Origin of the sequence: Chromohalobacter sp. 48-RD10 (assembly GCF_029889785.1) — a bacterium.
In the GTDB taxonomy this organism is placed as follows: Bacteria; Pseudomonadota; Gammaproteobacteria; order Pseudomonadales; family Halomonadaceae; genus Chromohalobacter.
In genome coordinates, this window is sequence record NZ_JARANX010000002.1 from 42,148 (window position 1) to 63,351 (window position 21,204).

19 protein-coding genes are annotated in these 21,204 nt (G+C 58.5%); 12 read left to right on the forward strand and 7 right to left on the reverse strand.

Annotated features, from left to right (window positions below; genetic code table 11):
- Positions 1-4 precede the first annotated feature (4 nt).
- The 4 genes from OP496_RS02975 to can all read right to left on the reverse strand — a co-directional run bounded on the left by OP496_RS02975 (position 5) and on the right by can (position 4,487).
- Entirely contained in the window at positions 5-946 is a 942-nt protein-coding gene (locus OP496_RS02975; protein ID WP_280561963.1) for an ABC transporter permease, read from the reverse strand.
- Positions 943-1,992, reverse strand: coding sequence for an ABC transporter permease (locus OP496_RS02980; RefSeq protein ID WP_280561965.1), 1,050 nt, complete (start codon positions 1,990-1,992; stop codon positions 943-945). Before OP496_RS02980 ends, OP496_RS02975 begins: the two co-directional genes overlap by 4 nt.
- Before the next feature lie 121 nt (positions 1,993-2,113).
- Complete coding sequence (locus OP496_RS02985) at positions 2,114-3,700, reverse strand: ABC transporter substrate-binding protein (protein WP_280561966.1); 1,587 nt, start codon at positions 3,698-3,700, stop codon at positions 2,114-2,116.
- Between the two features lie 148 nt (positions 3,701-3,848).
- Positions 3,849-4,487, reverse strand: coding sequence for a carbonate dehydratase (can, locus tag OP496_RS02990; RefSeq protein WP_280561967.1), 639 nt, complete (start codon positions 4,485-4,487; stop codon positions 3,849-3,851).
- Positions 4,488-4,616: 129 nt separating this feature from the next.
- On the opposite strand from can, the gene gorA reads away from it, so the two are divergent.
- The 10 genes from gorA (at position 4,617) to yidD (ending at position 13,650) form a co-directional block, all read left to right on the forward strand.
- Positions 4,617-5,981, forward strand: a complete 1,365-nt coding sequence (gorA, locus tag OP496_RS02995; RefSeq protein WP_280561968.1) for a glutathione-disulfide reductase — start codon at positions 4,617-4,619, stop codon at positions 5,979-5,981.
- A 279-nt stretch (positions 5,982-6,260) separates the two neighbouring features.
- Complete coding sequence (ectA, locus tag OP496_RS03000) at positions 6,261-6,839, forward strand: diaminobutyrate acetyltransferase (RefSeq protein WP_280561971.1); 579 nt, start codon at positions 6,261-6,263, stop codon at positions 6,837-6,839.
- 20 nt (positions 6,840-6,859) lie between these two features.
- On the forward strand, positions 6,860-8,131 hold the full coding sequence (gene ectB, locus OP496_RS03005; RefSeq protein WP_280561973.1) for a diaminobutyrate--2-oxoglutarate transaminase: 1,272 nt from the start codon (positions 6,860-6,862) through the stop codon (positions 8,129-8,131).
- 113 nt (positions 8,132-8,244) lie between these two features.
- Entirely contained in the window at positions 8,245-8,640 is a 396-nt protein-coding gene (locus OP496_RS03010) for an ectoine synthase (RefSeq protein WP_280561975.1), read from the forward strand.
- A gap of 326 nt (positions 8,641-8,966) precedes the next feature.
- The gene (locus OP496_RS03015; protein WP_280561978.1) at positions 8,967-9,800 is read left to right on the forward strand and encodes an ATP-dependent zinc protease; all 834 of its coding nucleotides are present in this window, start codon (positions 8,967-8,969) and stop codon (positions 9,798-9,800) included.
- A gap of 81 nt (positions 9,801-9,881) precedes the next feature.
- Positions 9,882-11,390, forward strand: a complete 1,509-nt coding sequence (locus OP496_RS03020; protein WP_280561980.1) for an inactive transglutaminase family protein — start codon at positions 9,882-9,884, stop codon at positions 11,388-11,390.
- Position 11,391: 1 nt separating this feature from the next.
- Complete coding sequence (locus OP496_RS03025; RefSeq protein WP_280561982.1) at positions 11,392-12,354, forward strand: alpha-L-glutamate ligase-like protein; 963 nt, start codon at positions 11,392-11,394, stop codon at positions 12,352-12,354.
- Between the two features lie 84 nt (positions 12,355-12,438).
- Positions 12,439-12,888, forward strand: coding sequence for a transcriptional repressor (locus OP496_RS03030; RefSeq protein WP_280562372.1), 450 nt, complete (start codon positions 12,439-12,441; stop codon positions 12,886-12,888).
- Between the two features lie 28 nt (positions 12,889-12,916).
- Positions 12,917-13,357: a phosphoribosyl-AMP cyclohydrolase gene (hisI, locus tag OP496_RS03035; RefSeq protein ID WP_280561983.1), complete on the forward strand. Its 441-nt coding sequence runs from the start codon at positions 12,917-12,919 to the stop codon at positions 13,355-13,357.
- A gap of 5 nt (positions 13,358-13,362) precedes the next feature.
- Complete coding sequence (gene yidD / locus OP496_RS03040; protein ID WP_280561984.1) at positions 13,363-13,650, forward strand: membrane protein insertion efficiency factor YidD; 288 nt, start codon at positions 13,363-13,365, stop codon at positions 13,648-13,650.
- Positions 13,651-13,689: 39 nt separating this feature from the next.
- Here yidD and OP496_RS03045 read toward each other — a convergent pair whose 3' ends face one another.
- Together OP496_RS03045 and OP496_RS03050 are read right to left on the reverse strand one after the other, a co-directional pair.
- Entirely contained in the window at positions 13,690-14,100 is a 411-nt protein-coding gene (locus tag OP496_RS03045) for a SufE family protein (protein WP_280561985.1), read from the reverse strand.
- A gap of 27 nt (positions 14,101-14,127) precedes the next feature.
- Positions 14,128-15,258 (reverse strand): site-specific integrase, encoded by a 1,131-nt coding sequence (locus tag OP496_RS03050; protein WP_280562373.1) that lies wholly within the window; start codon positions 15,256-15,258, stop codon positions 14,128-14,130.
- 304 nt (positions 15,259-15,562) lie between these two features.
- On the opposite strand from OP496_RS03050, the gene OP496_RS03055 reads away from it, so the two are divergent.
- A complete protein-coding gene (locus OP496_RS03055; protein ID WP_280561986.1) occupies positions 15,563-16,528 on the forward strand; it encodes a DNA-binding protein in 966 nt (321 codons plus the stop codon).
- A 118-nt stretch (positions 16,529-16,646) separates the two neighbouring features.
- Here OP496_RS03055 and nfuA read toward each other — a convergent pair whose 3' ends face one another.
- Positions 16,647-17,237 carry a Fe-S biogenesis protein NfuA gene (nfuA, locus tag OP496_RS03060; protein WP_280561989.1) on the reverse strand — a complete coding sequence of 197 codons (591 nt, stop codon included), beginning with the start codon at positions 17,235-17,237 and terminating at the stop codon, positions 16,647-16,649.
- Positions 17,238-17,452: 215 nt separating this feature from the next.
- Here nfuA and metH point away from each other — a divergent pair, with 215 nt between their 5' ends.
- Positions 17,453-21,190 (forward strand): methionine synthase, encoded by a 3,738-nt coding sequence (metH, locus tag OP496_RS03065; protein ID WP_280561991.1) that lies wholly within the window; start codon positions 17,453-17,455, stop codon positions 21,188-21,190.
- Positions 21,191-21,204 lie beyond the last annotated feature (14 nt).

The window sequence follows — 21,204 nt, forward strand, 5'->3', positions numbered from 1 at the left end:
TGCGTTACCCCTTGTAGAGCCGAGGATTCATGACGTCGCGCAGCCAATCGCCAAGCAAGTTGACCACCAGTACCAGCACCACGAGGACCGCGCCGGGAATCAACGTGATCCACCAGGACCCGGATTGCAGGTAATCGAAGCCAGACTTGATCAATGAGCCTAGAGAAGGCTGGGTTTCCGGCATGCCCAGGCCCAAGAAGGAGAGGGCGGCCTCGGAAATGATGGCATTGGCGATCTGCACGGTCGAGATGACGAAAATCGGCGAGAGCGTGTTGGGCAAGATGTGGCGGAACATGATGCGCCGGTCGCGATACCCCATGACACGGGCGGCATCCACGTATTCCTTGGAACGCTCGGCCAGCACCGAAGCACGCACCGTGCGGGCGTATTGCGGCCATTCAGCAAGCCCGATGATCAACACCAACAGCCAGACGGCATAGTCGCTATACACGGCACCGCCGAAGACAGCCTTGATCAACGCCCCGACGATGATGGCGACCATCAATGTGGAGAACGATAGCTGAATGTCCGCCAGACGCATCAGAAACGCATCGATCCGGCCACCCAAGTAGCCGGCCATCAGTCCTACGGTGACACCGATCAGCGCCTGGAGCATCACTGCCCCGAAGCCAATGATCAGCGAGACGCGTGCACCATAGAGAATCGTCGACAGCAAATCACGCCCCTGGGCATCGGTCCCCAGGGGAAAGAGCGGGTCGGCGCCATCGATCCACAAGGGTGGCAGCTCGGAGTCGAGAATGCTGATCTGGGTAAGATCGTAGGGGTTCATCGGCGCAAGCCACGGCGCGAAGATCGCCCCCAGCAGTAGACACAAGAAGATAGCCAGACAGAATTGCGCGATCCAATCACGCTTGAAGCTGTAGACCAGGTAAGAATTACGGAAACGCTTCCAGCGGGAAGGCGTTGTTGCAGTCGGTGTCGTCATGCCGGCTTCCCTGTCAGTTTCACTGTCGGATTGATCAGTCCGTAGACCAAATCAACCAGCGTGTTGGTAACCACGAAGATCAAGCCGACAATCATCAAGTAGGTCACGATGAGCGGGATATCCGAGCGCTGGATGGCTTCAAGGAACATGAGCCCCATGCCCGGCCACTGGAAGACGGTCTCGGTCAGGATGGTGTAAGCCACCATGGTGCCGAGTTGAACGCCACCGACGGTAATGACCGGCAACATGGTGTTCTTGAGTGCATGCACGAAGTAGATGCGCTTGAGCGAGATCCCTTTGGCCGTGGCGAACTTGACGTATTCCGACTGCAGGACCTCGAGCATTTCGGCACGTATCAGACGAATGAACAGTGGTAGCATGATCGACGCCAACGAAACGGCGGGCAATACCAAGTATGTCAGGCCATCAAGGGAGAAGAAGTTGCTATCCCAGGTGCCGAAGAGATGCGTCAAGTCGTTGCCGCGACCGTATGACGGCATCCCGCCTTCGGTGGACAGCACACCGTTGAGCCACTGTCCCCAGCCCGTATCCACCGGAAACGGCGAGAAATCGACGCCAATTGCGAAGAGTTGAATCAACATGATGGCCGTCAGGAAAACGGGGATCGAAATACCGATGATGGACACGCTCATGAAAAAGCGTGACAGGGCCGATCGTGGGCGTATGGCACAGTAGACCCCAATGGGCACCGAGAACACTACGATAATGAGTGTCGCGGCAATCACCAGTTCCAGCGTCGCCGGTAAATGGCGCTGGATGACCTCTGTCGTCGGCTCGTTGAAAAAGTACGAGTAACCGAAATCGCCTTGCAGGGCGTTGGTCGCGAAGCGACCGTACTGCACGAGGAAAGAGTCGTTGAGCCCCAGCTCCTCTCGCAGTTCGGCCCGTTGGCTCTCCGGCACGGACTGTCCCACCATCTGCTGGATGGGATCGCCCAGATTGCTCTGGATGGCGAAACTGATAACGCTGATGACGAACATGACCACGAAGGCATGCATCAGTCGCTTGATCAGAAAAGCGATCATGGATGGCGTGTCCTATTAAACGGGCATCTCCGTCCCATGCCCTGAATGGGCTGGGCCGGAGAAACATCATGAATGGGAATAGGGCAATGCCGCCCGATGGCGGCATTGCATGGTCGCGTTCTTACTGTTCGACCACGAGATCCCCGAGATATGGGAAGTTCATGACATTCACCACGGGCTCGAGCTTGACGTTCTTCTTCGCCGCCCAGGCAAGATCCTGCCAGTGCAGCGGCATGAAGGCGGCGTCGTCATACAGCGCCTTCTCGACCGCCTGCAACATCTTCGCGCGCTTGTCACGATCGGTTTCGATATTCGCCTGCGCGACTTTCTCGTCGATTTCCGGGTTGCAGTAGTTGGCCGCGTTGTACTGGCCAGCCCCTGTTTCGGGGTCCGGGCACTCGGTGAGGTACTGATACAAGTTGGCGGAGTCTTCAGTATCGGCATGCCAACCGATCATCATGATGTCGGCAGCGCGATCGTCGTATTCACCCCAATACTGCGCTTTGGGCAAGGTCTTGAGGTCCACGTCGATATTAATGCGCGATAGCATCGTGGCCACCGCCTGGGCGATCTTGGCGTCGTTCACGTAGCGGTTGTTGGGCGCCATCATAGTGACCGAGAAGCCATCTTCGTAGCCCGCTTCCTTCATCAACTCCTTGGCTTTCTCGACGTCATAGCGCGGTTCCAGGCTATCGTTGTAACCGTCGTAGCCCTTGGGAGAGAGTTGCGCTGCTGGGGTCGCGAAGCCTTTCATCAGACGGTCGGCGATGGCTTGCTGATTGACCGCGTAGTTGAAGGCCTTGCGGACACGTGGGTCCTCGAACGCTTCTACACGTTTTTGATTGAGCTGCATGAGGATAATGCGCGTCCCTGACATGGTGGTCAGCTCGACATTCTTGTCGGCTTTAACGCGTTCCAGGTCATTGGGCGGCACAGGGGCGATGAAATCGACATCACCGGACAACAATGCCGACACACGGGTGGCGTTCTCGCCGATCGGCGTCAGCACGAGACGTTCGACATTGCCCGGGGAGTCTTTGTCCCAGTAATCATCGAAGCGCTCGAACTCGACCTTGACGCCTTGTTGTCGCGACACGACCTCGTAGGGGCCAGTGCCCGACGAGTGCCGCGACGCGAAGGAATCGCCATTCTTGACGATTTCGTCCTTGGGATCGCCGTCTTCCGTCTTGCCGGAGTAGTACTCGCTATCCATGGGGAAGATATAGGTTGCGAGGTTGAGAACGAGTGGGTAGGGCTTATGCGTCTTTATTTCGACGGTGTGTTCGTCGATGGCGTTTGCCGACGCGATGGGATCGAAGATCGCCTTGAAATCGGCACTGCGCTTCAGACGGTTGATGGTCCAGACCACGTCCTCGGCCGTGAAGTCATTACCGGTATGGAATTTGACGCCATCACGTAGCGTGAAGCGCATCGTCTTGTCGTCGATGCGTTCCCAGTTCGCCGCCAGGCGCGGCTCGAACTTGACGTCCTTGGTCCAGCGCACGAGGGGATCGTGCGTCAGATGCGAAAGCTGAAGAATGCCGCCGGAAAGTTGTTCGTGGATATCCAACGACACCGGGTCGGCATCGTACGCCATGCGTAATGTCACGGGATCACTATCGCTGGACGAATCTTGCGCCAGCGCTGGCAGTGGAAGCACGACGGAAGCGCCGAGCAACGAGGCCAGGAGAGTCTTCTTATCGATCATGTTGAAGCCCTATTGTGTATTGTTATGCGACGAGAATCGTCAGCTTCAACATAAAGAGCTTTATGTAACCACGACAATCGAAATCTTGATGGTCGCCATTCGTTAGATGAATAACGCCGTCCTGGCAGCTTCCTGCGCGTGATGGGTATCAGCGCACGACTTGATCGAAACGATGAATGTGTGCGGCTTCGTCGAGTTGCGATACCGTGCACTCCAGATCGTTCACACAGCCGTCGGCCAAGCCGTAGACCCAACCATGCACCGATAGTTTTTGTCCTCGCTGCCAGGCACGCTGCACGACCTTGGTACGACATAGGTTGGCGACTTGTGCGCGTACGTTGAGTTCGCACATCCGATCGACCTTCTCGTCGAACGATAGCGGCGCCAGCGCCTCACGGTTGATGCTGTACAATTCGCGAACGCTGTGCAGCCAGTAGTCGATCATGCCGTTATCGCCGTCGGTGATTGCGGCCCGCACGCCACCGCAGCCATAGTGGCCGACCACCATGATGTGCTCGACCTGCAGCACATCAACCGCGAATTGCACCACCGACAGCGCATTCATGTCATTGTGATACAGCAAATTGGCCACGTTGCGATGCACGAAGACTTCGCCCGGTGGCAAATCGATGATCTGGTTTGCCGGCACGCGGCTGTCCGAGCATCCGATCCACAGATAGTCGGGATTCTGCTGATGCGACAAGCGCTCGAAGAATTCCGGGTCACGTTCGCGAACACTAGCCGCCCACTCACGATTTTGTTCCAGCAGCTTCTTGATATCGCTCATGTAATTCTCTTCATGCAGAGGGTATTCCAACAACTTTTACCTCCTGTGCTAGCAAGCGTCAATCTAGCCCCTCCCTCAGCGTTCGCCGGACTGTTATCATCTGCGACATTGAAAAGTCAGGAGATCGACGTGGCTCAGTACGATTACGACCTATTTGTCATCGGCGCGGGCTCCGGTGGTGTACGCGCCGCACGCACGGCGGCCGCCACAGGGGCGCGCGTCGCCATCGCCGAAGACCGCTATCTCGGTGGCACCTGTGTGAATGTCGGGTGTGTGCCCAAGAAGCTCTATTCCTATGCAGCGCATTTCCACGATGCCTTCGAGGATAGTGCCGGCTTCGGCTGGACACTGCCCGAGGCACCACGCTTTGACTGGGCCACGTTGCGCGACAACAAGATCGAGGAGATCAAGCGCCTCAACGGTATTTACGAGCGCTTGCTCGATGGCGCCGATGTCACGTTGATCAATGGTCGCGCTCGGATTACCGGGCCGCATAGCGTCGAGATCAACGGCGAAACGGTCGCCGCCGAGAAGATTCTGGTCGCGACCGGCGGCTGGCCCTGGGTGCCCGATATCGAGGGCGCGGAACACGCTGTGGACTCCAACCGCGTCTTCGATTTAGAGACCTTTCCCGAACGTTTCCTGGTACTCGGCGGTGGTTATATCGCGGTCGAGTTCGCCAGCATCTTCAATGGTCTCGGCAGCGACGCGCACCTGGTCTATCGCGGCGAGCTGTTTCTGCGCGGCTTCGACCGTGAAGTGCGTGAGTTCACCCGTGACGAGATGCAGAAGAAGGGCGTCAACCTGCACTTCGAAACCACCATCGAGCGTATCGAGCCGGTCGGCAATGCCTACCGCGTAAATCTGACCAATGGCGAAACGCTGGAAGTGGACGTCGTGCTGGCGGCCACCGGACGCCGCCCGAACCTTGCCGGCCTGGGGCTCGATACGCTGGATGTCGAACTCAACCCCAATGGCACTTTGAAGGTAGACGAGCGTTATCAGACCTCCGAACCCTCGATCCTTGCCCTGGGCGACGTGACTGGCGCCCCTGAGCTCACCCCTGTGGCGCTCGCCGAGGCCATGCATCTCGTTCAGCACCATTACGGTGATGCGACGCCGGGGCCTCTGGATTACCAGGACATCGCCACGGCAGTCTTCTGTCATCCCAATATCGGCACCGTCGGCCTGAGCGAAGAAGAAGCGCGCGAACAGTGTGAGGCTGGGGTACGCATCTACCGCACCGACTTCCGGCCCATGAAGCACACGCTCTCGGGCAGTCAGGAACGTTGCCTGATGAAGCTGGTGGTCGACGACGCGACCGACCGTGTGGTCGGTGCCCACATGGTGGGCGACGATGCCGGCGAACTCATTCAGGGGATCGCCATCGCCGTGCGCGCACGCCTGACCAAGACCGACTTTGACGCCACGGTGGGCATTCATCCCACTAGTGCCGAGGAGTTCGTCACAATGCGCTCCTTGTCACGTCACTAGCGATGTGATGAAGTTTCGAATAGCAAACGGGCCACCTCGGTGGCCCGTTTGCGTTGATACACTACGAAAAGGCGTCTCAGGCAATGCATACGCATCATGATTGACTAGACTAAGAAAGGTCGTGGTCACATAAGCTCAGGATAGCGGTGCATTACATATACGCATACCCGATTATAACGTTTGCTTATTTGATAGCGACATAACGATAACGTCTTACTTTGATCAATGCATAAGTCGCTGTTATTATTGAGCGCACATTCGCCATTAGCGAAAATGGATATGACACCCACGACCGAGAACTTCACGCCTTCCGCCGATCTGGCGCGTCCTAGCGTCGCCGACACCGTCATCGGCAGTGCACAGAAGACTCTTTTTATCCGCAAGCCCACGACCGATGATGGGTGGGGAATCTACGAGCTCGTCAAAGCGTGCCCCCCCTTGGATGTCAACTCAGGATACGCCTATCTACTGCTCGCGACGCAGTTTCGCGACACCTGTGCTGTGGCCACGGACGAAGAAGGGGAGATCGTCGGTTTCGTCTCCGGTTACGTGAAGCGCAACGCGCCGGATACCTATTTCCTGTGGCAAGTGGCCGTCGGTGAGAAAGCCCGCGGAACGGGCTTGGCACGGCGTCTCGTCGAAGCCGTACTGCTACGTTCCGGGATGAGCGATGTCCGCCATCTCGAAACTACCATCACACCCGATAATGAGGCATCGTGGGGGCTGTTCAAACGCCTTGCCAACCATTGGCAGGCACCGTTGAACAGCCGTGAGTATTTCTCCACAGGGCAACTGGGTGGCGAGCACGATCCGGAAAATCTCGTCCGAATCGGCCCGTTCGAGCCGCAACGAATTTGACCCGCTTAAAGAGGCAATCTATGCAGACCGAGATTCTCGAACGTATGGAATCTGAAGTTCGGACCTATTCGCGTTCGTTTCCCACCGTTTTCACGGAAGCCAAGGGTGCCCGTCTGCACTCTGAAGACGGTAAGCAGTACATCGACTTTCTCGCGGGCGCCGGCACGCTGAACTACGGCCACAACAATCCCCACCTCAAGCAGGCGCTGGTGGATTACATCGCGTCAGACGGCATCGTTCATGGCCTCGACATGTGGACCCAGGCCAAACGCGAGTATATGGAAACTCTCGAAGAGGTGATCCTCAAACCGCGTGGGCTGGACTACAAGGTTCAGCTCCCGGGGCCGACGGGTACCAATGCCGTGGAAGCCGCGATTCGCATCGCGCGCAATGCCAAAGGGCGTCATAATATCGTCGCCTTCACCAATGGTTTCCATGGGGTCACCATGGGGGCGCTGGCCACTACGGGTAATCGCAAATTCCGTGAAGCCACCGGCGGCATCCCGATGCAGAGCGGAAGCTTCATGCCCTTCGATGGCTACATGGGCGAAGGCAACGATACCCTGAGCTATTTCGAAAAACTGCTGGGCGACAACTCCAGCGGTCTCGATATTCCCGCCGCCGTGATCGTCGAAACGGTGCAGGGCGAGGGCGGTATCAATCCGGCCAGCATTCCATGGCTACAACACCTGGATAAAATCTGCCGCGCCCACGACATCCTGTTGATCGTCGATGACATTCAGGCAGGCTGCGGTCGTACCGGCAAGTTTTTCAGCTTCGAGCATGCCGACATCAAACCGGACATCGTCACCAATTCCAAATCGCTGTCAGGCTACGGACTGCCGTTCGCTCACGTGCTGATGCGCCCAGAACTGGACATCTGGAAACCTGGTCAATACAACGGCACGTTCCGTGGGTTCAGCCTTGCTCTCGTCACAGCCGCCGCCGCCATGCGCCACTTCTGGAGCGACGATACCTTCGAGCGTGATGTGCAGCGTAAAGGCGGCATCGTCGAAGAGCGCTTCCAGAAAATCGCCACCTTCATGACCGAGCAAGGGCATGAAGCCAGCGAACGTGGCCGTGGCCTGATGCGTGGCCTGGATGTCGTCGACGGCGATATGGCCGACAAGATTATCGCTCAAGCCTTCAAGAACGGCTTGATCATCGAAACGTCAGGTCACTCCGGCCAGGTCGTCAAATGCCTGTGCCCGTTGACCATCTCCGACGAAGACCTCAATGGAGGTCTGGATATCCTTGAACGCAGCGTCAAGGAAGTCATTGGTCAAGCCTGAACGCGCTATTCGTTAGTCTACTAAGTTGTTATCGTCACATACGTTACAGTGGACTTTGGATGTGGCCCGCGAGATCGCGGGCCCTTTATTGAGCCCCATGGAGGATGCGCGACATGATCATTCGTAACCTGGAAGAGTGCCGCAAGAGCGAGCGTTTCGTCGAAGCCGACAACGGCAACTGGGACAGTACACGCCTGGTGTTGGCCGACGACAATGTTGGTTTCTCATTCAACATTACCCGCATTCATCCGGGTACCGAGACCCACATCCACTACAAGCATCACTTCGAAGCCGTGTTTTGCTATGAAGGTGAAGGTGAAGTCGAAACACTGGCTGATGGCAAGATCCATCCCATCAAGGCCGGTGACATGTATTTGCTCGACCAGCACGATGAACACCTGCTGCGCGGCAAGGAAAAAGGCATGACCGTCACATGCGTGTTCAATCCCGCCTTGACCGGGCGTGAAGTACACCGCGAAGACGGCTCCTACGCGCCGCTCGACGAATAAGCGCTAGCGTCTAGTGCGACCGCAAAAACGCTGCCGAGTATGGCAGCGTTTTCTTTTGTGTATGAGTTGGTGAGGACGTCGTTCAACGTCATGGAAGGTGGCGATAATAGACGATGAATAGTGTTGGCGATTGTGTTCGTGTTGGCACACCTCTTGGTTCGCATAATATATATTATGTTAAATACTATATATTATCTCGTGTCGGCAATGGACACCCCAGCAACTGAATCCGTATGATCAAGCGCGTTTTTTCAGGCACCTGAGCCTCACGCCCTCTCGTTTCGTTTTAAATGCGTTGCCAAGATGGCCCTCGACAGGAATATGCTATGCGCTCCCGCTCGTTATTTCTTTCCGCTTTGTGCGTTGGTGTGCTGACACTCGGAGGTTGCGTCGCACCACAAGCGACACATCACACCGACGACTTGACCGAGACGGCTTTCAACCAACGCCTGGAAAGACTAGAAAACAACCTGGCACTACGCTGCTCGACCCAAACCGAGCTGTTACGCGTTCAAGCCGAGCGTGCGCAGCGCATCGGTAACAATGTGCGAGCCAATGGCAAGCTGCTGCGTCATTTACGTGCCGATGTCGAGAATATCGGTCAAGAACCGCGCGTAGTGACCACGTGTCCCATCGAGCAAAGCGATACGGCCAGCAAGGAAATGCTGGGACGCAATGAATGGGTCGGCTTTCCCACGGTCGGCACCTATCTCAAGGCTCGTGTAGATTCCGGTGCCAATACTTCCTCACTCTCGGCGCATGACGTGACGGAATTCGAACGCGATGGCGAAAGCTGGGTGCGTTTCAAGCTGGCGCTCGAAGATGATGAGCCAGCCGTCGACGGTATGCGTGACGATGTCATCGAGGCGCCGGTGACACGCCGCGTCAAGATCATTCAAGCATCGGGTACCGATAGCCGCCCCGTGATCAGCTTGCTGATGACACTGGGCCCCCTGAAGCAGCGCGTCGAGTTCACGCTCAACGATCGCTCGCATCTCGATTACCCCGTCTTGCTGGGCCGGCGCTTCCTCATGGATATTGCGCTGATCGACGTCAGCCAGGCCTACATCCACCCGCGGCCGGAATTTCCCGGTGGCAAGAGCGCAGCAGAGGCGGACAAGGACCAGCAGGACAACGATAGCGAGGAAGAAGCTCGCTGAGTCGGCCCCATGGCCCATCTCGATAACCTCTAGTTTTTAGACGGCGTCACAGCAGCGCCGCCTTATCGACAAGGATAATGCATGTCTCGAGTGCCCTTTTACCTGTTGGTCGGCACCTTGCTGGCCATCGGTATCGTCTTGACCATCTTCCGGCATTTTCACTACGACGTTCCCTTCATGCCGGGTGAGCAACGGCAGGTGTGGGAAGTCGAGGCACAGGTCAATTTCGATGCCGAAAACGGCCCCGTCAGGGTCGATCTTGCCCTGCCCTCCACTCAGCCCGGTTTTCGTCTGCTGACGGAAAACACTGCCTCCTCGGGATTCGGATTGTCATATCTGCGTGACGACAAGGCACGCCATGCGCAGTGGGCAATCCGGCAAGCCAATGGGTCCCAGCAACTTTATTACTCGGCTCAGCTGCTGGTGACCGATGGCGAGGAGGAGTTTCTAGCCGAGCCCCCGGCATTGCAACGCGATATCGGCTGGGAGCGGCCCTACGACACGGCTGCCAGAGAAGTCATTGGTCAAGCACATGCGCGTTCGGCGGATGCCTTCACGTTCACGCGTGAGTTGATCAAGGAATTCACCGATCAACGTCAGGGAGAAAACGCCCGACTCCTGCTCTCTCAATACGAGCGTCCTGTCTTGCTGACCCGCTTGCTCAATCAAGCCGATGTTCACGCTCGGATCGTCAATGGCTTGAGGCTGGAAGACGGCCGTCGTCGACAGTCGCTGACCCCGTGGCTGCAAGTGTTCGAAAACGACAAATGGGTACTGATCAACCCCCGGACGGGCGATCAAGGCAAGCCGGATGATCTCTTGCTGTGGGAGCGTAACGGCAATGCCGTGCTCGAAGTCCAGGGGGGCAGCGACTCTCGCGTGACTTTCTCGATGTTGCGTCATAACGAGCCGGCATCGGTCGCGGTGCGCAATCAGTTTGCCGACGACACCCTGCTCAACTTCTCCATTCACAGCTTGCCCATCGAGGAACAGTCACTCTTCAAGACGATTCTGTTGATTCCCATCGGAGCGCTGGTCGTCGTGCTGCTGCGTGTTCTCGTGGGGCTCGAGACCTCCGGTACTTTCATGCCGGTATTGATCGCGCTGGCCTTCATCCAGACGACCTTGATCACCGGCTTGGTCGGTTTCCTGCTCGTCGTCGCCGTGGGCCTGGTGATTCGCAGCTATCTATCGCGACTCAATCTATTACTGGTGGCGCGAGTGTCGGCGGTGATCATCACGGTCATCGCCATCATTTCGTTATTCTCGGTCATGGCCTATCGCTTCGGCCTCAACGCAGGGCTGACCATTACCTTCTTCCCGATGATCATTCTCTCCTGGACCATCGAGCGCATGTCGATCCTATGGGAGGAAGAAGGTCCCAAGGAAGTCTTCAAGCAGGGATTCGGCAGCTTGTTGACCGCCGTGCTGGCCTATCTGGCCATGAACAACCCCTGGGTACGCCATATCACCTTCAACTTCCTGGGCGTACAGCTGATTCTCATGTCCATGATTCTGCTGCTGGGGAATTATACCGGGTACCGTTTGCTGGAGTTGCGACGCTTCCAACCCTTGGCGAAGGATGACTGACATGTGGGCGACTCCAGCCAGGTTGCAAGCCAAGGGCGTCATCGGCATGAACCGCCGCAACATACGCTACATCGGCCGCTATAACGATCGCCGGCTCTATCCTCTCGTTGACGACAAGCTGCAGACCAAGCTCTTGACCAAACGCCACGGAATCACCACGCCGGACTTGATTGGCACCGTGAGCACGCAGTTCGACGTGAAGCACGTCATCGAGATGGTGAAAGACGCGCCCGGCTTCGTCATCAAACCCGCCAAGGGCAGTGGTGGCAAGGGCATTCTCGTCGTCGAACGTCAGCAGGATGGTGGTTACATCAAGCCCAATGGTGCGCGTATCGAGCGTGTGGACCTGGAACGCCACGTATCCAATATACTGTCCGGACTTTATTCGCTGGGCGGCACATCCGATGTCGCCGTGATCGAGTCATTGATCGCTTTCGATGAAGTTTTCGCCGCGTATACCTACGAAGGCGTGCCCGATATCCGCGTCATTATTTTCCGCGGATATCCGGTCATGGCGATGATGCGCCTTTCCACGGCGGCATCGGATGGCAAGGCCAACTTGCACCAGGGCGCGGTCGGCGTAGGACTCGATATTACCACGGGGGCGGCCTTGCGAGGCGTACAGTTCAATCGCCCCCGTGAAGACCATCCCGATACCGGTCGTGGCCTGGCCTCCTTGCACGTTCCAGGCTGGGATGCCCTGCTCCACCTGGCAGCCAGTTGCTATGAAGTGACCGGGCTCGGTTACTTGGGCACCGACATGGTACTCGATCGCCACCACGGCCCAATGCTCCTCGAGCTCAACGCACGCCCGGGACTAGCCATTCAGATGGCCAATGGCGAAGGACTTCGGCGGCGGCTGGACCTGATCGAGAAACAGACCGAGACACGCTCGATCGAGGCACGCGTCGCTTTCGCGCAGCAGCATTTCGCCCGGGAAGGCGAGCTGGCTAGCTCCGCATGATCACGTCTGAAAATGAGGTGCGTCTGGCCCCACCCTAGGCAACGGCGTAGAATGCTCCGCATTACCGAGACCGATGGTGTTGCGATGCTCGATTCCCATGCGCTACTGACTCAGGCCGAACGCCAGTGCCAACAGCACGGTGCGCGCTTCACCCCGATACGCCGGCGTGTTCTGGAAATGATCGCCACATCGCCTGGTGGTCTCAAGGCTTATGATCTACTTGACCGTCTCGCGACGGAACATGCCTCGGCGCGCCCTCCAACTGTCTACCGTGCGTTGGAATTCCTCATCGAGCAAGGCTTGGTACATCGCATCGAGTCGCTCAATGCCTACGTCGCCTGCCCCTGTCCCGAACACGCGCATGGCTTTCAACTTCTGATATGCCGTGCATGCGGACGAGTGGAAGAATTGCATCTCGATAACGTCAATGAGCAACTGGCTCAGGAGGCTCATCAACAGGGCTATCGTATCGAGCGGCAGACTATCGAACTACTGGGGGTGTGTGCGTCGTGCATTGCACAAGCTTCTGCCTAACTCATCAACGCCAAGACAACGATATGCCATGACTGACCTCTTCAAGCAACTCGAGCCGGCCCCGCAAGACACGCGCGAACCGACAAACACACTCCTCGACGCCGCGCATTGGAATGATGACGGGCTGATTCCCGCCATTGCGCAGCAGCATGAGAGTGGCGAAGTATTGATGATGGCGTGGATGAATCGGGCCGCGCTGGAGGAAACGCTCACCACCGGACGTGTCTGTTATTGGTCACGTTCACGCGGCAAGCCGTGGCGCAAGGGCGAGTCCTCGGGGCAGGTTCAGCGGCTAATGGCGGCGTACCTCGACTGCGACGGTGACACTCTATTGCTGAGCGTCGATCAGCAAGGTCCTGCGTGCCATACCGGGCGGCGTAGCTGCTTCTACATTGCATTGGGCGAGGAAACCTCGGAAGTCGACAGCGCCCCGCTGATGGAACCCGCCGAGCTATACGGCCAGCGCTAGTCGCCATGCGTCGCCTTCTTCGCAAGTGCCTTTCCGGCTTCATGATCGGCCTGCTGCGCGGCTACCAGTACGTCATCAGCCCCCTGCTCGGCCCGCGCTGCCGCTTCTGGCCCAGTTGCTCGCAATACGCCGTGGAGGCCATCCAGATTCATGGCCCCTTGAAAGGTGGCTGGCTGGCGCTCAAGCGAATCTTGAAATGCCATCCTGGCCACCCCGGCGGTGTCGACCCCGTGCCGCCCGGACCAGGTGAATGTGGCTCTCACGCCGATCACGAGCGCCCCAATACGCACTGACGGTTTTCCACGTTTCCAGCAACTCACCATTCAGCCAAGCTACGCGGCTTGCTTGGCCACCGTATAGATACGATCCAGCATGGAATGTAGCCCGTTGCTGCGCGTCGGTGACAAATGCTTGTCGAGGCCAAGCTCGCCCAGGAAGTCCGGCGGCGTCGCCTGAATCTCACTGGGCGGCCGGTCGTTGTAGATCCGCAATAGAACAGCAATCAGCCCCGAGACGATGGCAGCATCGGAGGTCGCATCGAAATGCAGCCGGCCATCCTCCAGGCGGTCGTGAATCCAGACATTGGACTGACAACCCTGAATCTTGGTGTCATCGCTTTTCAACGACTCAGGGAATGTCGGCAATTGTTTGCCCATGTCGATGATGTACTGGTAGCGATCCATCCAGTTATCGAATATGGCGAACTCATCGGCTAGTTCGGCTTGTGCTTCGCGTGCTGTCATGCGCCCTCCTCGCGATTCGTTTGCCCATTATAACGTGCCATTGCCATGCGTGTCGGCGTCCGTGAGCCGGTGATGTGCCAATTGACGATGCCATTCTTCAGCCTCGGCGTGCAGATAACGCGCAGTGGTATCCAGGCGCGCATGGCGGGCGGTACGCGCCAGATAACGCAGCTCCACGCCGGCCTGTGCCTGATGCGTCAACGCAGTATGGCGCAGCCAATGGGGGGTGGCCTGCTTCAACGGCGCACGCGTGGCTTCGGCAAGATCATCAAGGGCATGGAAACCTGCGCGAAATGCCTCGCGGATCAGCCGATAGAGCTGGTTGCCCCCTACTCCGCGCCGACCATCCAGCGCACGCAGCAGCGGCGTGGTATCGTCGGGCTCAGGCTGCGGCGACATGCCCAGCGTCATTCGCCAATCCGCGAGCAGCGTCATCATGTCAGGCGGCACCGGCACCTCAGCCAGCTTGTCGCCCTTCCCCACGACCCGCCACCACCAGCGTCCTTCGCGCTGAATGAAGTCTCCCATGCAGGCCTGTGACATTTCGCCAAGGCGCGGCGCCAGCAGATAGGCAAAGCCGAACAGAAATCGACGCCGCGCCCAACGATAATAGGCGCCGTCGCCCGCCTGCGGGGATGGCGGCACTTGTAGCCATGCCCAGAAGCGTTGCCACAGCGTCCTTTCGAGATAACGCTCGATACGTTCACTGCGATTGTCCATGCGCCGACGTTTGTCGCGCATCAGACGAAACGGATTGTGCTCGAGCCATCCTGCCTCGACCAGCCAGGCGAACATGCCTTGCAGAATGACCAGCGCCTGACGTCGGCTGGCCGCCGATAGCGGCTGACGAAACGGCCGCCACTGCCGCGCATGCCGAGCCCGAGACGGTCCCTGCCACAATGCCGCCGGTTGCGGATCGGCCAGGAATCGCTCATAGGTGTCCAGGGTGTCACGTTGGACGTCGACCAACGCCTCGCCGCGCCGCTGAAGCCACAACAACAAACGTTCGGCTTCCTTGCGATACGCGCGCCAGGTCTGAGGACTCGACTGGAATTCACGCAACCAGGACGCCACGGCTTCCACATCGGTATGGGCCGAGATGTGCGCCCCACGCCTTGTGCCGCGCACCTCAACCGCTTCCTTCGCTGTTGACTCCATCGCGACGGCTCCCGTTTCGAGCGCGACGATCGCCTCGAGTTGTCCTTCCTGCTCAGGTTCTTCTGGCTTCTGCCCTCGCTCGTTCTGCATGGCGCTTGATGTCTTCTCTATCCCTATTGCCGGGCAGTGTCCGGTGTTACGCCCAAAAAATCAAGATAATGCGCGTAATCTTGAATTTTTTGCCAATTTCATAATGTATTTTACGTATTATGTTTAATGTAATATTGGCCAATTCCGAGTAACGAGGTATGCTGCAAGGAATAATCAAACGCCCTGTGTGGCGGCCGGTACATAAGGACTCGACATGGCCCGCAACGGCATTCAATACGAGGACGTGCAACACGCGATCGATACGCTGCTACGTCAAAACGACGCGCCCACCGTCCAGAAGATCCGCGACATCCTGGGCACGGGGAGCTTCACGACGATCAGCGATCATTTGCGGGAGTGGCGTTTACGGCGGGAGAAGAACCGGGATGTCACGACGAGCGACACCCCGCCTGAGGCGCTACAGGCATGGATGACGGATCTCTGGGAAAAAGCCCAGTCACTGGCGGCTGAATCCCTGGCGCATTACCGCCAGGAAGCCGATCAGCGTATCGAAGAAACGCAAGCCGAGGCCCAAGCCGCCGCTCGCAAGGCAGCGGACGCCGAAGAACGTCTAGCGGCGTTGAACACGCACTTCGAGCAGGCCCAGGCACGGCTGGAAGAAAAGGCAATGCAGCTGGCCAACGCACAAAGCGAACTGCAAGCGGCCCATCAGCAGGAAACCCAGCAAGCACGACGCGTGAAGCAGCTCGACGAGGAATGCCAGAAACATCAGCGCCAACTGGAAACCGCTCGTAGCGAGCATCGCGACGCCGTGGCGGAACTTTCGCGCGAGCATCAAACTCAGTTGAAACAAGAAGAACAGCGCCACGAAGCGGCGGAAGCACGTTTGATGGGGCTTCTCGATGACGCGCGCCAAGAGCGCCAGAATATCGAAAAACAGGCCCAAAAACGCACGGCGTCCCAGGAACAGAAACTCGAGCGTGTGCAGGCCGAACTCGCCGAGCAGCGCCGTCAGTACACGACGCTGGAGGAGAAAGCGCGCAGCGAAACCTCCCAGCGGCAGGCATTGGAAAGCAAATTGCGGGAGAGCGAAGGTCAATTACAGCAAACGCAAAGCGACAACCGGCGCGCAGAGCGTGAGCTCGAGCAGCAGCACGCCATCAATCGCGAGTTGCGCGAAAAGCTGGCGCGTCTGCCACTACCGCCCTTCGTCGTCTAGCTCGAATAAGGACACTCCCCGGCTGCCAGAGCTAGAAATGAAGAAAGCCCGCACATGGCGGGCTTTCGATACTGGCTTGGGACTTCCACGATTTGGGAGTGGTCGCGCCCAGCGCCGATCAGCGGTAATAGGCGTTGGTATCATCGGTATGGTCAGTGACGTCACGGATACCGACCAGCTCGGGGACGCGCTCGACCAGCGTCTTTTCGACCCCGTCTTTAAGGGTGATATCGACCGCAGCGCACCCTTGGCAACCCCCGCCGAACTGCAGTACGGCGAGATTCTCCTCGGTCAACTGCATCAGACGAACTTCACCACCATGCGCCGCCAGGCCGGGATTGATTTCACTGTAAAGCACGTAGTTGACGCGATCCTCAAGCGGGCTGTCGGCGTTAACCTGCGGCATCTTGGCATTAGGCGCCTTGATGGTCAGCTGGCCACCCATGCGGTCCGAGTTGAAGTCGACTACCGCCTCTTCAAGGAATGTAATGCTATTTTTCTCAAGATACACCGCGATCTTGTCCAGGTCGAGCCTTTCGTCACTCGGCTCTTCCTCACCCGGCCGGCAGTAAGCCAGGCACGTTTCGGCGTATGGCGTCCCCGGCTGGGTAATGAAGATGCGCACCGCGATGCCTTCGACGTTCTGCTTAGCCAACAGCTCGGCAAGGTACTCTTGAGCGCTGTCGGTAATTTGGATGGGCTGGCTCATAAAACGTTACTCTCTACCTGAGATGTTGTCCTCATGGTATGAAAAAGCATCGCCCGACACAATCCCGAGTATTTTGCTGGGTCTTGTCGACTGCTCACATTGCGGCGCCTCTGGTACCATTCCCGTCTCGTATACTGTCTGCGTGACATCGGCCTCGTGCCGATCTCGCTGACGTTCGCCCTATCGCTCGGATCCCGCTGGAGAAATACGTCGACATGCCTGCCGCCACTGCTTCGTCATTGACACTCGCCGCTTCGTTCTCGTCGCTTCACGAACAGCTGGCACGGCGCATCATGATCCTCGATGGCGGCATGGGCACCATGCTCCAGGGCCACGAGCTGAATGAAGACGACTTTCGGGGACAACGCTTCGCCGGCTGGCCGGGCGATCTCAAGGGCAACAATGACTTGCTGGTGCTGACGCGTCCTGATGTGGTGCGTGACATTCATCGCGCCTATCTCGAAGCTGGCGCGGACATCGTCGAGACCAATACCTTCAACAGCACCCAATTGTCGCAATCCGATTACGGCATGCAGGCCCTGGTGCCCGAGATCAACCGTGAAGCGGCGCGCCTGGCCAAGGACGTCTGCGAGGCAGTGGGCTCGGAAACCGGCGTGCCCCGTTATGTGGCTGGCGTACTGGGGCCAACCTCACGCACGGCGTCACTCTCGCCGGATGTCAACGATCCCGCCAAGCGCAATGTCACGTTCGATCAGTTGTTCGACAACTACTACGAGGCGGCCGACGCCCTGATCGACGGCGGTGTCGATCTGTTCATGCTCGAGACCATCTTCGACACACTCAACGCCAAGGCAGCCATCTATGCGCTCGAAAGGCTATTCGAGGCGCGCGGCGCGCGTTGGCCGGTGATGATATCGGGCACCATCACCGACGCCTCCGGGCGCACGCTTTCCGGACAGACCACCGAGGCGTTCTGGAACTCGATCCGTCACGCTCAACCGCTGTCCGTAGGGCTCAATTGCGCCCTTGGCGCGGCAGAACTGCGTCCCTATCTCGAAGAACTTTCCCACAAGGCCGATACTTTTGTCTCGGCGCACCCCAACGCGGGGCTGCCCAACGAGTTCGGTGAATACGACCAGACCGCCGAGGAAATGGCATCGATCGTGCGTGAATTCGCCGAAAGCGGCATGGTCAATATCATCGGCGGCTGTTGCGGTACCGCGCCGGAGCATATTGCCGCCATTCGCGAGGCGGTGAGCGAGCTGGCGCCCCGTCACGTCGCCGAGCGCCCCAAGGCCTGCCGTCTCGCAGGGTTGGAGCCATTCAACATCGAAGCGGACTCGCTATTCGTCAACGTCGGCGAGCGTACCAACGTCACTGGGTCGGCACGCTTCAAGCGCTTGATCAAGGAAGAAGACTACACCACCGCTCTCGAAGTCGCGCTGGAGCAGGTCGAGAACGGCGCTCAGGTCATCGACATCAACATGGACGAGGGCATGCTCGAGTCCCAGGAAGCCATGGTGCGCTTTTTGAACCTGATCGCCTCGGAGCCTGATATCTCGCGCGTACCGATCATGCTCGACTCTTCGAAGTGGGAGATCATCGAGGCGGGGCTTAAATGCGTCCAGGGCAAGGCGGTGGTCAACTCGATCTCGCTCAAGGAAGGCGAAGACGCCTTTCGCCAACAGGCCATGGCCTGCCATCGCTACGGGGCTGCCATCGTGGTCATGGCCTTCGACGAGCAAGGCCAGGCGGACACCTTCCAGCGCAAGACGCAGATATGCGAGCGCGCCTACCGACTGCTGGTCGACGACATCGGCTTTCCGGCCGAAGACATCATCTTCGATCCCAATATCTTCGCCATCGCTACGGGCATCGAGGAGCACAACAACTACGCCGTCGATTTCATCGAGGCTTCGCAGTGGATTCGCGAGCATCTGCCGCATGCCATGCTCTCGGGTGGCGTGTCCAACGTCTCGTTCTCGTTTCGCGGGAACAACGCGGTGCGCGAAGCGATCCACTCGGTGTTCCTCTACCATGCCATCAAGGCCGGACTGAGCATGGGCATCGTCAACGCCGGGCAGCTCGCGGTCTACGACGACCTGCCCGCTGAACTGCGCGACGCAGTCGAAGACGTGGTCCTCAACCGTCGCGACGACGGTACGGAGCGCTTGCTCGACATCGCCGACAAGTACAAGGGCGACGGGAGCGGTGGCGAGAAGAAGGAAGACCTGGAATGGCGTAGCTGGGAAGTCGAGAAACGCATCGAGCATGCCTTGATCAAGGGCATTACCGCGTACATCGAAGACGACACCGAACTGGCGCGACAACGTGCCGAGCGCCCGATCGAGGTCATCGAAGGCCCGTTGATGGATGGCATGAACGTGGTCGGCGACCTGTTCGGCGATGGCAAGATGTTCCTGCCCCAGGTGGTCAAGTCGGCGCGGGTCATGAAACAGGCGGTCGCCTATCTCATCCCTTACATCGAAGCCGAGAAGAGCGCGGGAACCCAGGCCAAGGGCAAGATCGTCATGGCCACGGTCAAGGGCGACGTTCATGATATCGGCAAGAACATCGTCGGCGTGGTTCTACAGTGCAACAACTACGAGGTCATCGACCTCGGAGTGATGATGCCGGCGGAGCAAGTCTTCGCCGCCGCGCGCGAGCACAACGCCGATATCATCGGCCTATCCGGGCTGATTACGCCGTCGCTGGACGAGATGGTCCATGTGGCCAAGGAAATGCAACGCCTGGGATTCACCATCCCATTGCTGATCGGCGGCGCGACGACCTCCAAGGCCCACACCTCAGTCAAGATCGCGCCACAGTACGAACAACCGGTCATCTACGTCAGCGATGCCTCGCGCGCCGTCGGCGTCGCCAGCCGTTTGCTATCGCCGACCCTCAAGCCGAGTTATGTCGAGGAGATACGCGAGGAATACGACAAGGTCCGCGAGCGCAACGCCAAGCGTCGCCCCAAGGCCGCCGACCTCGCTTACAATGAGGCGCGCGAACGCCAACCCGCGCTCGATTGGGCCGATTACACGCCGCCCGAACCGACCTTCAGCGGGCTCAAGATATTCGATGATTATCCGCTGGAAGAGCTGGTCGAACGCATCGACTGGACGCCCTTCTTCATGAGCTGGCAGCTATCCGGCAAGTATCCCAAGATTCTCGAGGATAAGGTGGTTGGCGAGGCGGCCCGCAGCCTGTTTGCCGATGCTCGGACGATGCTGCGCAAGCTGATCGACGAGCATCACATAACGGCGCGTGGCGTGATCGGCATGTGGCCGGCCAACAGCGTCGATGACGACAGCCTCGAGATCTATGCCGACGCCTCGCGCCGCGAGGTGATCGAGCGTCTTCATCATATTCGCCAACAGACCACCAAGAACCGCGACGGTATCTGCCAGAGCCTTGCCGACTTCATCGCGCCGCGAGACCTGGAAAACGGCGAGCCCAGCGGCAAGCAGGACTGGATCGGCGGTTTCGCAGTGACTACCGGACACGGCGCGGACGAGCTGGCAAAGCAATACGAAGCGGCCGGCGACGACTACAACGCCATCATGGTCAAGGCCCTGGCCGATCGCTTGGCGGAAGCTTTCGCCGAACGCATGCACGAGCGTGTACGCAAGGAATTCTGGGGCTATGTGCCCAATGAAGCCCTGGACAACGACGCACTGATCGCCGAGAAATACCAGGGCATCCGCCCTGCTCCCGGCTATCCCGCCTGCCCGGATCATACCGAAAAGGCGACGCTCTTCCGGCTGTTGGATGCCACGGCCAAGACGGGAATCGAGCTGACCGACAGCTACGCCATGTGGCCTTCGGCAGCGGTCTCCGGTTGGTATTTCTCGCATCCGCACTCGAAGTACTTCTCCACCGGCAAGATCGGGCGGGATCAGGTCGAATCGCTGTCGATGCGCAAGCAGATGCCGTTGAAGGAGCTCGAGCTCTGGCTGTCGCCCGTGCTGTCCTACGATCCTGAATGAGCGACGTCATCGCA

Excerpts from the sequence above, each read along its gene's own strand:
- OP496_RS02980 (WP_280561965.1), bottom strand. The coding sequence starts at position 1,992 with ATGATCGCTTTTCTGATCAAGCGACTGATGCATGCCTTCGTGGTCATG.
- OP496_RS03015 (WP_280561978.1), top strand. The coding sequence starts at position 8,967 with ATGCGCTCCCGCTCGTTATTTCTTTCCGCTTTGTGCGTTGGTGTGCTG.
- OP496_RS03050 (WP_280562373.1), bottom strand. The coding sequence starts at position 15,258 with ATGGAGTCAACAGCGAAGGAAGCGGTTGAGGTGCGCGGCACAAGGCGT.
- OP496_RS03010 (WP_280561975.1), top strand. The coding sequence starts at position 8,245 with ATGATCATTCGTAACCTGGAAGAGTGCCGCAAGAGCGAGCGTTTCGTC.
- OP496_RS03045 (WP_280561985.1), bottom strand. The coding sequence starts at position 14,100 with ATGACAGCACGCGAAGCACAAGCCGAACTAGCCGATGAGTTCGCCATA.
- hisI (WP_280561983.1), top strand. The coding sequence starts at position 12,917 with ATGACTGACCTCTTCAAGCAACTCGAGCCGGCCCCGCAAGACACGCGC.
- ectA (WP_280561971.1), top strand. The coding sequence starts at position 6,261 with ATGACACCCACGACCGAGAACTTCACGCCTTCCGCCGATCTGGCGCGT.
- OP496_RS02975 (WP_280561963.1), bottom strand. The coding sequence starts at position 946 with ATGACGACACCGACTGCAACAACGCCTTCCCGCTGGAAGCGTTTCCGT.
- nfuA (WP_280561989.1), bottom strand. The coding sequence starts at position 17,237 with ATGAGCCAGCCCATCCAAATTACCGACAGCGCTCAAGAGTACCTTGCC.
- OP496_RS03030 (WP_280562372.1), top strand. The coding sequence starts at position 12,439 with ATGCTCGATTCCCATGCGCTACTGACTCAGGCCGAACGCCAGTGCCAA.
- yidD (WP_280561984.1), top strand. The coding sequence starts at position 13,363 with ATGCGTCGCCTTCTTCGCAAGTGCCTTTCCGGCTTCATGATCGGCCTG.
- OP496_RS03025 (WP_280561982.1), top strand. The coding sequence starts at position 11,392 with ATGTGGGCGACTCCAGCCAGGTTGCAAGCCAAGGGCGTCATCGGCATG.
- can (WP_280561967.1), bottom strand. The coding sequence starts at position 4,487 with ATGAGCGATATCAAGAAGCTGCTGGAACAAAATCGTGAGTGGGCGGCT.
- metH (WP_280561991.1), top strand. The coding sequence starts at position 17,453 with ATGCCTGCCGCCACTGCTTCGTCATTGACACTCGCCGCTTCGTTCTCG.
- OP496_RS03020 (WP_280561980.1), top strand. The coding sequence starts at position 9,882 with ATGTCTCGAGTGCCCTTTTACCTGTTGGTCGGCACCTTGCTGGCCATC.
- OP496_RS02985 (WP_280561966.1), bottom strand. The coding sequence starts at position 3,700 with ATGATCGATAAGAAGACTCTCCTGGCCTCGTTGCTCGGCGCTTCCGTC.
- ectB (WP_280561973.1), top strand. The coding sequence starts at position 6,860 with ATGCAGACCGAGATTCTCGAACGTATGGAATCTGAAGTTCGGACCTAT.
- OP496_RS03055 (WP_280561986.1), top strand. The coding sequence starts at position 15,563 with ATGGCCCGCAACGGCATTCAATACGAGGACGTGCAACACGCGATCGAT.